General features: G+C 47.3%; 9 protein-coding genes and 1 riboswitch. Of the genes, 8 read left to right on the plus strand and 1 reads right to left on the minus strand.

The window, feature by feature from the left end:
• Nucleotides 1-81: 81 nt before the first annotated feature.
• On the minus strand, nucleotides 82-1,746 hold the full coding sequence (locus tag DW835_RS17125) for a GGDEF domain-containing protein (protein WP_182430347.1): 1,665 nt from the start codon (nucleotides 1,744-1,746) through the stop codon (nucleotides 82-84).
• Nucleotides 1,747-1,880: 134 nt separating this feature from the next.
• A riboswitch (glycine riboswitch) is annotated at nucleotides 1,881-2,000 on the plus strand.
• Nucleotides 2,001-2,075: 75 nt separating this feature from the next.
• On the opposite strand from DW835_RS17125, the gene DW835_RS17130 reads away from it, so the two are divergent.
• From DW835_RS17130 to DW835_RS17165, 8 genes are all read left to right on the plus strand, one after another.
• Nucleotides 2,076-3,488, plus strand: coding sequence for a sodium:alanine symporter family protein (locus tag DW835_RS17130; RefSeq protein WP_118505442.1), 1,413 nt, complete (start codon nucleotides 2,076-2,078; stop codon nucleotides 3,486-3,488).
• 69 nt (nucleotides 3,489-3,557) lie between these two features.
• Complete coding sequence (locus DW835_RS17135; RefSeq protein WP_118669748.1) at nucleotides 3,558-4,889, plus strand: MATE family efflux transporter; 1,332 nt, start codon at nucleotides 3,558-3,560, stop codon at nucleotides 4,887-4,889.
• 199 nt (nucleotides 4,890-5,088) lie between these two features.
• Nucleotides 5,089-6,837, plus strand: coding sequence for a methyl-accepting chemotaxis protein (locus DW835_RS17140; protein ID WP_118539876.1), 1,749 nt, complete (start codon nucleotides 5,089-5,091; stop codon nucleotides 6,835-6,837).
• Nucleotides 6,838-7,025: 188 nt separating this feature from the next.
• The gene (locus tag DW835_RS17145) at nucleotides 7,026-8,465 is read left to right on the plus strand and encodes a methyl-accepting chemotaxis protein (RefSeq protein ID WP_182427174.1); all 1,440 of its coding nucleotides are present in this window, start codon (nucleotides 7,026-7,028) and stop codon (nucleotides 8,463-8,465) included.
• A 51-nt stretch (nucleotides 8,466-8,516) separates the two neighbouring features.
• Nucleotides 8,517-10,613, plus strand: a complete 2,097-nt coding sequence (locus DW835_RS17150) for a M28 family peptidase (protein ID WP_182430348.1) — start codon at nucleotides 8,517-8,519, stop codon at nucleotides 10,611-10,613.
• Between the two features lie 90 nt (nucleotides 10,614-10,703).
• Complete coding sequence (locus DW835_RS17155) at nucleotides 10,704-11,339, plus strand: N-acetyltransferase (protein WP_022153995.1); 636 nt, start codon at nucleotides 10,704-10,706, stop codon at nucleotides 11,337-11,339.
• A 154-nt stretch (nucleotides 11,340-11,493) separates the two neighbouring features.
• A complete protein-coding gene (locus tag DW835_RS17160) occupies nucleotides 11,494-12,495 on the plus strand; it encodes a helix-turn-helix transcriptional regulator (protein WP_118669749.1) in 1,002 nt (333 codons plus the stop codon).
• A 48-nt stretch (nucleotides 12,496-12,543) separates the two neighbouring features.
• Nucleotides 12,544-12,996: a signal peptidase II gene (locus DW835_RS17165; RefSeq protein WP_118669750.1), complete on the plus strand. Its 453-nt coding sequence runs from the start codon at nucleotides 12,544-12,546 to the stop codon at nucleotides 12,994-12,996.
• The last annotated feature ends 36 nt before the right edge of the window (nucleotides 12,997-13,032 follow it).

The following is a 13,032-nucleotide window of genomic DNA, read 5'->3' on the forward strand; positions in this document are numbered from 1 at the left end:
TACCCTGCCAAGGGCTACGGGATTATTTCACTAACTTTCAAGTTACATTACAAAATGAAATAAGATCTGCAAATCCTATGATCAATTTTCTGTTTTCATTCGTCGTTTCGCCTCATACATTTTGGCATCGGCCTCCCGGACCATATCGTCCATGGAACGAGGCATAGTATGGGTCAGTACGGAATATCCCATGGCTACAGTAATGGGATGCTCGGAACCGTCAGGAAGCTTCAGAGTTCCCAGAGACGCTTCGAAATCTCTTTGCAGCTTGAGAAATTCTTTTTCGGAATCGGATACGGTCGACAGGAATACGAACTCATCTCCGCCGATCCGGTAACATTTTCCTAAGGAACCGAGATGTGCCGACAGAGTATCCGCTACCCGGCGGATCATTTCATCACCGCTTTGGTGACCGTAGGTGTCGTTCACATATTTGAGGCTATTCACATCGTACAGTGCCAGCAACACATGAAAATTATGGGATGCGTCCAGTCTTTTCAATTCTTCCATATAGGAAGTACGGTTCAGCAGGTCGGTCAGACCGTCGCGATAAGCCAGGCGGCTGAGCAGCTGCATGCGAACACCTTCCTGATAGTTGGTCATGAGGCGCAGGGTAACCTGGACTGCTTCCATGATCAGGAACATAAGCACACCGATCCGTGTGAAGAAGCTGGTCTCGGGAGCACTGCCGAACCATAGCAGCAGGATATCCAGTAGAACGCCAAAGCACAGACACAGAATTCCAAGGTTATGATATAGATTGTGCTTCAGATGCTGCCTTTGATTCTGATAAAACCCCTTGCCGATGGCATAGATAACAAGTGCGATCAGAATGCCAAAAGTAATATGGGTCAGACGAAGACTTTCATGGAAGTCCTTGAGACCGGTCAGATTCAGGCAGAAACGTATACTGAAATCCATGACACTGATCAGGCATACTGTCTGTACCATCACAGGGGAGTACTCTGTATACATTTTGCCAAGGTACAGAAACAGTGGAATGGTGATCAGCATCATAAAAAGTTCCGCAATTGTATGATAAATATGGCTGTTACGCAGGATCAGTTGCAGCATACGGTTATCTGCCAACATAAAGATACCGGTATTCAGAGCAAATAATCCCAGATAAAGCATCTCACTGCCGATGATGTGCTTCTTGTGTAATGGCAGATAAAACAGGATAAATGCCAGACCAAGATGGGCGATCAGGAAGCTGATGCCGAATCCGGGTGCCTTGTCGCGGATGCGGCTTATCAGAATATCTTCACTACGCCCCAGGTACATATGATTGATCTTGCCACTGCCGTCTCTGTAAGGATTATCGATCACCAGGGTGAGCGTGCGCCCGGAATCTTCCCGGTAGATCGGCAGAGAGACATAAGAGGCTCCCGGCGTCTTGCCGAAGAAAACTCCCTCCGGTCGTATGGTCTCATAGATCTGCCGGTCGTCTATCAGGATCGTGACATTGGAGCTTTTATAAAAAAAGAAAAGTGCCATGTCGTGAGTCAGCGCAGGAAGCTTCTTGGTCACTGTGCAGGTGCCGCTGATATGGGAAAAATCAACGGGGCTTCCATCGGAGGTGGTCCAGCCTTCTGAAAAGTCAATATAATCCGATATTGCCGGCTCATGGTTCTGTTTGGGCAGACTGTAGTACAGTACCGTAAAAATCACAGAACACATGATCAGGAAAAACAGTCCACGTGTAATGGAATATGAAGTTTTGTGATTGTTCGTGTTAGTATTCATATGAATTATATTATAGTAATCAGGTACCATAAAAGTCAATGTCTGTGTTGGGCAGATCAATGTCAAAGATAAAAAAACGTTGCAATGGGTGAAAAAGTATGCTATTGTGATTTTGTTGCCGCTTTAGCGCGGTAAAGATTTACTCTGGAGAGTCCTTCCACGGAAAGCAATTTTCATATTTCCGTATAGAAGGCGCCGAAGGTGTACGGCAGTAAAGCTGCCAATCTCTCAGGCAAAAGGACAGAGCATCTATATGCTTATTCCCATTCTCTTCGGAAGAAATCAATCTACGATAGGACGTCACAAGAGGTGACGGAAGGAGAGGGAATATGTTAGACATGATTAGTAACTTTCTGACCACAGTGGATGATTTCGTCTGGGGCATCCCCCTGATCGTCCTCATTCTGGCTACGGGCCTTTTTCTCACAGCCAGACTTCGTTTTTTGCAGATCACGAAGCTTCCCCATGCAATCAAACACTTAATTGCCAATGAAAAGTCGGGCGAAGACGGCGAAGTATCCAGTTTCGCGGCACTGTGTACGGCATTGTCCGCTACCATCGGAACCGGTAATATCGTTGGTGTGGCAACGGCTATTGTAGCAGGCGGTCCCGGAGCTTTGTTCTGGATGTGGATCGCTGCGCTGGTAGGTACGGCTACAAAGTATTCCGAGTGCCTGCTGGCGGTGAAATATCGTGTGGTAGCAGAGGATGGACACATTATCGGCGGCCCCTTCTACTATATCGAAAACGGTATGGGCAAGAGCTGGAAATGGCTGGCGAAGATCTTCGCTTTTATGGGTGTATGCGTAGGATTGTTCGGTATCGGAACCTTTACCCAGATCAACGGTATCACCAGTGCGGTACATAATTTCTTCGATGCAAATAATGCACATACCGTACAGCTCTTCGGCATGGACTATTCCTGGAGCGTGGTGATCTCCGGAATCCTTTTGACCATCTGCGTGGCACTGGTTGTTATCGGTGGATTAAAGCGTATCTCCACCGTGGCACAGGTCATCGTTCCTTTTATGGCAGTGACTTATGTAGTAGCCTGTCTGTTAGTACTGATCTTCAATGTAACTGCCATTCCGGCAGCTATCGTGACCATCGTACAGAGTGCGTTTGGTATGCGTGCCGTAGCCGGCGGTGCTTTGGGAGCGGTTATCATGGCAATGCAGAAGGGTATTGCGAGAGGTATTTTCTCCAACGAAGCCGGTATCGGTAGTGCACCGATCGCAGCGGCTGCAGCGCAGAACGACTCTCCTGCCAAACAGGGTCTGATCTCCATGATGGGTACCATCATTGATACTCTGATCATTTGTACCATGACCGGTCTTACGATCGTAATTACCGATTCCTGGAACGTAGGTCTGGACGGTGTGGATGTTACCACCAGAGCTTTTCAGCAGGGGCTGCCTTTTAACAGCTCTATTGCATCCTTTATCCTGATGGTATGCCTGGTATTCTTTGCATTTACCACGATCCTCGGTTGGGATTACTACAGTGAGAGATGCCTGGAATACCTGATCGGTCAGAAGCCGAAGGCGATCAAAGTATACCGTTGGATCTACATTGCCTGCGTATTCATCGGACCCTACATGACTGTTAAGGCAGTATGGACCATCGCAGATATCTTCAACGGTCTGATGGCGATCCCGAACCTGATCGCACTGTTGGCATTAAATGGTGTTGTGGTGGCTGAGACCAAGAAATACCTTGACAATGCCAAGAAAAAGTTTTAAAAAAGTTCTGTAGCCCTATCACGCGGGAAAATCTATATTTTTCTCGGAAGTGTAGAAGTGAGGAACTATATGAAAGATCTTACAAAGGGCAGACCGTCAGTTTTGATACTGACGTTTGCCCTTCCTATTTTTTTGGCCAATTTATTGCAACTTACTTACAGTCTGGCAGATACCCGCATCGTAGGTACTTTTCTGGGAGATAATGCCCTGGCGGCAGTGGGGGCCACGACGACGCTGAGCAATCTGATCGTACAATTCCTGATGGGAATGTGCAATGGCTTTGCTATTATTTCGGCACAGTGCTTCGGAGCGAAGGATATGGACAGATTGCGCAGATCCTTGGGCAATTCTCTGGTGCTTGGCCTATTGGCAGCTGTGGTACTGACGATAGGAGGGCTTGTATTTTTGCAGCCGATCCTCAGATTTCTGAATGTGCCGGAAAATCTGCTGAACACAGCAACACAGTATGTATCCGTGATCATAGCGGGACTTGTTGTTACATTACTATATGATGTATTAGCGGCGACCCTAAGAGCGATCGGAGATACCGTGACCCCGCTGATCGTGCTGGCGGTGTCGGTGGTGCTGAATATCGGAGGAGATCTGCTTCTGATCGTGGTGCTGCATATGGGAGTGCTGGGTGCCGCAGTTGCTACTGTGCTGTCGCAGCTGATCGCTGTGGTGGTGTGTGCGGTCTATCTGTGGGAAAAGTATGAAATTCTGCGGATACGTGTGGATGATCTGAAGCTGCAGGATGCCGGAATGCTCCGCAATATGTTAAGCTCCGGTCTTTCCATGGGATTCATGAGCTCGCTGGTCAATATCGGTACATTGACATTGCAGACCTCCATCAATAAGCTGGGACAGAATATTATCATTGCCCATACGGCAGCCCGCAAGATCTCCGAGATCTTCATGATCATGTTCAGCGTCTTCGGTCAGACAATGGCGACCTATTGCGGACAAAATCTGGGAGCGGGCAAAATCGAACGGATCCGCAGAGGAATCCTGTTGGCAACCGGTTATACCTGCATCTGGTGTACGCTTAATATTGTGACTGCTTATACCATCGGTGACTGGCTGGTATGGCTGGTCACCGGCAGCAAAACTCCGGAAGTGATCTACAATGCCACATTATATCTGAAGGTAGATACACTGTTCTATTATGTGACAGCGGTAATCTGTATTGTGAGAAACTCCATGCAGGGACTGGGAGAGCGGATCGTACCGCTGATCTCCAGCTCTCTGGAAATGATAGGGAAAATTGTGATCGCGGCGACGCTGGTTCCCATGTTCGGATACCTGGGTGTCATCGCGGCGGAGCCTATTGTGTGGTTTATCATGATCATTCCGCTATTGATAAAGATACTGCGTATGCCGTTGTGGAAGCAGAAAACTTAACTGTTTCGTAAACAAAAGAGATATTTTCACTTAACGTTAAGGAAAAATGACCAAATTTAACAATAAAATACTTGTAATTTTGTCGAATTGTATTACTATATGGAAAATGTTACAATGAATTTACCGAGAAAATACTTAAACGTTTTCGAGATGGACCGAATGTGATAAAGTCTTTTACAGAAAGGCAGATGTGGTAAGTATGAAGAAGACAGAGAATAAGAAAACGAAAGTAAAAGGGAACAAAAAGCCATTTTTCACAATTTCGAAAAAGATACTGGCGTTGAGCCTTCTGCCGATGATCATTGTATGTGCACTGGTGGCTACGGTGGGGGCCAAAGCATTAGAGACCGGAATTGAGAAACAGATTGAGCAGTCTCTGCAGATCGTTGGTGTCAGTGTGGATGAAACCTACACGAATCTGTATGAAGGCGATTACACCAGAGATAAGGGAGGCAAGGTGCGCAAGGGCGGCACATCCATTTCCGGGGAGACACAGTTGATCGATGGATTGCAGGAGAAGACAGGCTTCCAGGTGTCTTTTTTGTATGGAAATATGCGTCTGATCACGACATTGACCAAGCCGGAAGGAGGACGTATTAACGGTACGGCGCTGGAAGACGATGTCTATGCACAGATTCAGACTGGGGAGGCTTTGTTCCTGACGGACTGCAACATTTCCGAAGTAGATTATTATGTATATTATCAGCCGTTGATCAATTCTGATGGCTCTGTGATCGGTGCCATCGAAGTGGCGACGCCGATGCAGAATGTCAAGGATACAATCTCGATGCAGGTCAAGGATATTATTCTGATTGCTGTGGCATGTGTTCTTGTGGCGGCAACGCTGGTAAGCGTATTATCCCGTAGCATGGTGAAGACCATGAAGAAGACGAAGCATTTCCTAGGCAGGATCGTGAACGGAGAACTGGATGCAGAGCCGGATGAAAAGCAGTGCCGTAAAAAGGATGAACTTGGGGATGTATATCGTATTTCTGTAAAACTGCAAAAAACTCTCCGTTCGATCGTAACAGAGATCAAGGATTCCGCGGATGATCTGACAGCATCTTCCAACAAACTGATCAAGATGGCACAGGATACCCAGGAATCTGTGAATGATGTATACCATGCTGTCGGCGAGATATCAGACGGCGCAAGGAATCAGGCCAATGAGACAACGGATGCTAATGAAAATGTAGTGCGTATCGGCGAGCAGATCGAATATATATCTGAGGAAGTAAAATCTCTGACGGATTATGCCGGCAGGATGGCAGAAGCGGAGAAAGCTTCCGAAGAGATCATGAAGGAACTGAACGGCTCCAACGAGAGCACCAAGGAATCTGTCCTGCGGGTAGCGGAACAGATAACGGATATGAACGGAGCAATTCAGAATATCACCAAGGCAGTATCCATGATTCAGGATATTGCGGACGAGACAGATCTGCTGTCACTGAATGCCAGCATTGAAGCAGCCAGAGCCGGAGAAGCGGGAAGAGGCTTCGCGGTGGTAGCAGAGCAGATCAGTAAGCTGGCTGACCAGTCTAAGCGCTCCGCAACCGAGATCCAGCAGATCATCCAAAATATCATGGAGTCTTCCGGCAGAATGGTGGAGATCATGGGTGAAGTGGAAGCCAACATGAATCACCAGCAGAGCAAGTTAGAGGAGACCGGTGTGAAGACTGCGGCAGTAGCGGATGGTGTGGAGAATTCCCTGCAACATATCGGCGGTATCCGGGAGAAGATGGATGTCTTGGGACAGTCCGGAAGCGCGATCCGTGATGTAGTGGAAGGATTGTCGGCAATCTCCGAACAGAATGCAGCATCCGCAGACAGTACAATGCAGGCGGCTCATGGCATGAGTGATACCATGACAGAACTGATGAATTCTTCTGAGAATCTGCTGGCATTAGCGGATAAGCTGGAAAAGGTACTGGATGTTTTCAAGGTATAAAGAGGGGGCCGGAAGTTGTCCGGCAGGGAGATAACATATAAATGACAGAAAATGCAGTCCAGTTTTCACAGAAAACCGGACTGCATTTTCGTGTGGTTTATTGACGGAGATACCATCATGAATTACAATATAAGGAGTGTAAGGAATTACATTATGAATATATCATACGGGATAGAAGGAGAATGCAAATGAAAGAGATGGAACGAAGTAACCGGGTGGCCATGATAGCACATGGTGTGATCAATGCATGTATGCTTTTCATTAGCGTGATCGGATTCGTTGAGCACACAGTATCGGCTCCGGTATTGGTAGTGCTGATACTTCTTGGAATCATACCGGTTTTGGCAGAATTTATTTGTTGGAAGAGAGATCATGAAACAAAAGCTATAAAACATCTGTCACTGATCGGATTTGCGTTGTTTTATACGGTGCTGCTTTTTACGGCACAGTGCAACATGGTGTATGCATTTGTAATTCCCATGATGTTTGCAGTCATGCCTTATCATGATGTCAAGGCATTTGTGCTTATTAATGTGGGGACGGTGGTAGAGAATATCCTGGTGGTGCTCCTGGGAGCCACACAAGGGGGATTTGGTTATCTGGGGCAGGACGCAGGATTTATACAGATTTCGGTAATGATTCTGCTGTGCATTACATCCATCTATGCTACCATATCCAACCAGAAGAACACTGATGAAAATATAGAGAGCATTACAGCTGCGCAGGACCGCACGGAAGCAACCTTACGTGAGGTCATGGAAATGAGCAGCCGGATGGAGACTTCAGTAGCTGATATCACAGCGGAATTGAATAAACTGGAAACTGCCTTTGACAGCACAAAAATAGCCATGGAGGAGGTGTCTGCAGGTTCCGGTGAGTCTGCCGCGGCGATTCAGCAGCAGACGGCACAGACGGAGGCTATTCAGGAAAAAGTAAATACCGTGAGTGAAGTGGCAGAGACGATCGGAAACAATATGGAACATACGATAGAAATACTGGATGCCGGAAAAGAAGAGATGACAGGTCTGAAGGAGCAGGCAGAGGATTCTGCAAGGAACAGTGAGCTGGCGGCACAGAAGCTGGAAACGCTGGATCATTATATGCAGGAGATGCATTCCATCGTGGAAATCATCAGTAAAATAGCGAATCAGACCAGTCTTCTGGCGCTGAATGCCAGCATAGAGGCAGCCAGAGCCGGTGAAGCCGGCCGCGGATTCTCCGTAGTAGCTACGGAGATTTCGGGAATGGCCACCCAGACAAAGGATGCTACCGGCAATATCGCAGAGCTGATCCAAAATGTATCCGGAGCGATAGGAGAAGTGGTAACGGTCATACGTCAGATGATAGATGGCATCGGCAGCCAAAGGGAAGGAACGATGCGTGCGGCGGACAGCTTCACAGCAATTGAAGACAGCAGTTATATGATCGTGGATAATCTGGGAGAGCTGCTTCAGATAGTAGAAGCTCTGAAAACAGCCAACCAGGAGATCGTGGATTCCATTCAGACAATCTCAGCGACTACGGAAGAAGTATCCGCCCATGCCAGTGAGACGCTGGAAGCGGAAGAGAGAAACAGAGAGATTCTGCAGAAAATTACTGAAAATATGAATTCTATGGTAAAAAAATAAGTAACGGTTCCTGTGACAGAACGAACAGGATAGAAACAGGAGTGACAGAATATGCATGACAACGGGGTGACTTTACAGAAAAAGGTGTTACAGAATCTGGATATACCGTATTCGTATGAACTGGCAAAACGAATGGAGCAATACCGGTCACATCCGACACTGGGGTATCGCCCGGCGGGTTCTAAGGCAGAATTTGAGACCGGAGAGATGCTGAAGACAGAAATGGAAAAAATCGGACTGTCTGAGGTTACAAAGGATGCTGTGACGGTAGACGGCTGGGAATTTCATAAGGCAGCGTTAAGCTACACGAATGCAGTCGGGGAGACCGTGTCAGCAGAATTGGGAGCCTATCAGACAACCTTTGTCACCGATGGCCCGAAGGAATTTTCCATGATGTATCTGGGAAAAGGAACGGAGACGGACTATCATGGAAAAGATGTCAGGGATAAACTGGTATTGGTGGAGATTAACCAGAGAGATGAGTGGTGGATCAATTATCCGGTATACCAGGCACATCTGAAAGGAGCCGCAGCCCTGATCGCAGTGCAGAGCGGCGGCTACGGTGAAATCGACGATGAAGCTCTGAATGCACAGGATATCGCCGGACCGGAGGATGCTCCCGCTTTTTCCATTTCCAGAAAAGATGCGGCAGGCCTGTTGGAGCTGCTGCGTGATCAGGAGGAAATAACGGTCACCTTTGATGCGGAATCCAGGGTGACCAGAAACTGCACGACTTATAATATTGTGGGTAAGATTCCCGGGAAACATCCGGACCGCATGGTGCTTTTGTCTGCACACTATGATTCCTATTTTGACGGATTCCAGGATGACAATACAGCGGTCGCCTTGATGTTTGGTATTGCAAAGGCGTTGTGGGACAGTGGTTTTCAACCGAACAATACCATTGTGATCTGTGCCATGGCATCCGAGGAATGGGGCGTGGTGGATTCCAATTTCGACTGGTCTACGGGAGCTTATGAGCAGATATTTACCGCACATCCTGAATGGGTAGGCAAGGTGATCGCAGATCTGAACTTTGAGCTTCCTGCGTTAGCGCATGGTACCAGAGCGAGGATCCGCAGCTGCTATGAATACGTCAGCTTTCTGGAGGAATATCTGGCGGATCTGCCGAATCTGACGATAGCCTATCCGGAAGAGACAGCAGTGACATCTCCGATCGAGACCTGGTCGGATGATTTTTCCATGGCGATCGCAGGTGTACCGTCCATGGTAAATGATTTCACCGGCGGAAGCTTTATGGAGACCCACTACCATTCCCAGTTTGACAACGATGAGTTTTATGATGAACAGGTATATCGTCTGCATCACGAGCTGTTTGCTCTGCTGATCCTGGCGCTCGATGAAACGGCAGTGGTACCGTTGCAGTTTTCACCGGTGGTGCAGCGGATTCGCAAGGGCTTGGAACAGTGTCGGGAGATCTGCTACCGCGCCGATGTGGCGGGGCAGCTGGGAGAGAAAAAACGGGTTTTGCTTGAAAAAATTGAGGAACTGGAGATTTTAAGTGACCGGGCACTTAGAAGATGCCGGGAGGAATATGAAGCGGTAGAGGAATACAACCGTAACTACAAACAGTTGCTTAGAGATGGAAAATACGACGAGGCGGAGAAACTTTTCCGGCAGATCAGACCGTTGGAACAGAAGCTGCTCGCAAGGTTCCAACAGGAGCAGGACGCTTTTGTGCGGATTGACTGGTACGGAAATGTGTTGTATCCTCATGAGATATGCAGTGCAAATCTGAGACTTCTGGGCGGAGCGGTGAGAAATCTGAAGGAACAGAGACTTTCCTCCGCACTTCGTAAGCTTTATCAGGTAGACAACAATGCCTATGCCTTTAATTTTGATGAAGAAGTATATAGGCATTTTACGGATTATGTATTCCATCAGCCGAAGGATCGCCTGAAATGGGGTTACGGAAGGCTGCCGGAGCATGAAAATCTATATGGAACGGTCAAGCAGCTTCTCCAAAAAGAAAAACAACTGGAGACGTTGACAGGATCCGGTATGAAGGAAATGGACTACCGGGAAGAAATTACCAGCCTGGAGCATGCATGCAGCAAGCTTGTGGTCAGCCTGATGAATATCGTGCAACAAATGGAGAGATCTGTGACAGAGATATTCGAATTGTAATGATGGCGAGAGCAGAGCACGGAATGATCCACAGACAACAAAGCTGGGGACTGACATCATCATAATAAGGAGATAACAGTAAATACAATTATGGAAAGTGATAAGTTATATCGTGTGCAGAAGGAAGACCTTCCGAAAGTGGAGAAAATGCTGAATCAGTGCTTTGCACACGATCCGTTGTACGAGACGCTGATTCCGGATCCGGAAGTCCGTAAAAATCTGATGCCGGAGCTGTTTAAATGTGACATGGATGAATTTTATGCGACCTGTGAGATCTTCGCAGACAGCGCAGACCTGAACAGTGTATTGGTGGTATCGGATGAAGCGGAGCCGTACAATGTATTTCAGTTCTATTTTACAGAGGCCATGGCTGCTTTACAGACGGATTCCTATCTGATCAAGGAGGATCCTTCGTTAAAGACATTTCGGAATTTTATGAAGGGTGAAGATTATCTGAATTCCAGCTGGACGGATCAGCTGCATCAGAATCAGCGTCTACATATCATTTATCTGGCGGTGGATCCATCCATGCAGCATCACGGAATTGCAGCGGAGCTTCTGGAGGAAGCCATCGACTATGCCCAGAAGCACAAGCTGATGATCTCCCTGGAGACTCATAATCCGAAAAACGTGGAATTTTATGAAAAATTTGGATTCAAGGTATATGGCGTGATGGAAAAGAATTTCCCACTAAAGCAATACTGTCTGATCCGTGAGGTACAGTAATATTGCTGAAAATTTTAGAAAAATCCGGAAATGCAACTGCTGGTTGACAAAATTTCAAGGGCACTTGGTAGTTGTCAACCGGCTCTTTTGTTATGATTTTCCTATGTCGACGATCTATGTGTGCACAAGAAAACATTAATAAAAGAAGGAGAGAATGAAAATGATCCTGTCAGAAAAAATAATAATGTTGCGTAAGAAATATGGGTGGTCCCAGGAGGAACTGGCAGAACGCCTGGACATTTCCAGACAGTCTGTATCCAAATGGGAGAGCGGAGCCTCAATCCCGGATCTGGAACGCATTGTCAGTATGAGCCAGTTGTTCGGAGTTACTACGGATTACTTATTAAAAGATGAAATGGAAGAGACGGAATTCACCGATGGAATGACACCGGAGATCACAGAGGGCAAAGTGATCACGGTGGAGGAAGCTAATACTTTTCTGGAAGCTACGAAAAAATATGCTGCCCGGATTGCTCCGGCGGTATCCTTATGTGTGCTCTCTCCTGTTGTATTGTTGTGGTTGTTGGGAATGGCAGGTGCCAAAAGAGGAGCGGTTACAGAAAATGTCGCAGGAGGAATCGGTCTCATCGTACTGTTACTGATGGTGGTAGTTGCGGTAGCGGTATTTCTTCTCACCGGAATCCCGTATAATAAATATGAATATCTGGAAAAAGAAAAGCTGACACTGCAATATGGGGTGTCCGGAATCGTGGAGAAAGCAAAAGAAACATTTGCGGGAACCTACCGGATCTGCATAACCCTGGGTGTTGTATTGTGTATTCTGGGAGTGGTACCGTTGCTGGCAGTATCTATTTTTTTCGGGAATAATGGTTATGCGGTAATCCTTGCTACGGATGCTTTGCTCATTGTAGTGGCGATCGCTGTATGGCTGTTCGTGTGGTCCGGTATTATCTGGGGCGGTTATCAGAAATTGCTTCAGGAGGGGGATTATACTGTGGAGAATAAGGCAGTTAACCGGAAGTATGAGCATGTGACAGCAATTTACTGGTGTGTCTGGACAGCGCTTTATCTGGCCATCAGCCTGCCGACAATGCGTTGGGACATTACCTGGGTCGTATGGCCTGTGGCCGGAGTATTGTATGGGGCACTTCTGGCGTTTCTGAAGATAAAGAATCGGAAAGCAGAGCGCAAATGAGCGGATTGCACGGGGAAATACGGACGGCGTGAAAAAGGAGCGGAATATATGACAGTGGTATGCCTTGTGATACTGGCAGGAATTTTCTGGGGAGATTTTTTCTTAAAAAATTATATAGAGTCGCATGTGGACGAGCGGGAAGAACGAGAGATCTGCAGGGGGAAACTTCTGATCCGCAAGCATCACAACAAAGGCATGATGCTCAATGCCGGACAGAAGAGAAGGCGTCTGGTGGCTGTTGTTTCACTGGCGTTTACACTGATATTGACCGTTGTCTTTATCGTGAGTCTGGGACATCGAGGCAACAATTTGCTGCGACTGGGACTATCGCTGTTGCTTGGTGGTGCCTTCAGCAATACCTATGACCGCCTTCGCAGAGGTTATGTGGTGGATTATGTGAGCTTCCCGGTGAAATGGCAGGCGTTCCGCAAGATCGTCTTCAACTGCTCGGATTTCTGTATTATCATCGGTGCGTTGCTATCGGCGCTTGGAATGCTGTAAATTGAGAGTTAGTGAAATACATTGGCAAAATCCACG

It is taken from the genome of Clostridium sp. AM34-9AC (assembly GCF_003480225.1).
Lineage (GTDB): Bacteria > Bacillota > Clostridia > Lachnospirales > Lachnospiraceae > Acetatifactor > Acetatifactor acetigignens.

What these genes read in the sequence shown, in the direction of transcription:
- DW835_RS17130 (WP_118505442.1), top strand. Translation starts at nt 2,076, where the DNA reads ATGTTAGACATGATTAGTAACTTTCTGACCACAGTGGATGATTTCGTC.
- DW835_RS17135 (WP_118669748.1), top strand. Translation starts at nt 3,558, where the DNA reads ATGAAAGATCTTACAAAGGGCAGACCGTCAGTTTTGATACTGACGTTT.
- DW835_RS17125 (WP_182430347.1), bottom strand. Translation starts at nt 1,746, where the DNA reads ATGAATACTAACACGAACAATCACAAAACTTCATATTCCATTACACGT.
- DW835_RS17155 (WP_022153995.1), top strand. Translation starts at nt 10,704, where the DNA reads ATGGAAAGTGATAAGTTATATCGTGTGCAGAAGGAAGACCTTCCGAAA.
- DW835_RS17150 (WP_182430348.1), top strand. Translation starts at nt 8,517, where the DNA reads ATGCATGACAACGGGGTGACTTTACAGAAAAAGGTGTTACAGAATCTG.
- DW835_RS17160 (WP_118669749.1), top strand. Translation starts at nt 11,494, where the DNA reads ATGAAAATGATCCTGTCAGAAAAAATAATAATGTTGCGTAAGAAATAT.
- DW835_RS17165 (WP_118669750.1), top strand. Translation starts at nt 12,544, where the DNA reads ATGACAGTGGTATGCCTTGTGATACTGGCAGGAATTTTCTGGGGAGAT.
- DW835_RS17140 (WP_118539876.1), top strand. Translation starts at nt 5,089, where the DNA reads ATGAAGAAGACAGAGAATAAGAAAACGAAAGTAAAAGGGAACAAAAAG.
- DW835_RS17145 (WP_182427174.1), top strand. Translation starts at nt 7,026, where the DNA reads ATGAAAGAGATGGAACGAAGTAACCGGGTGGCCATGATAGCACATGGT.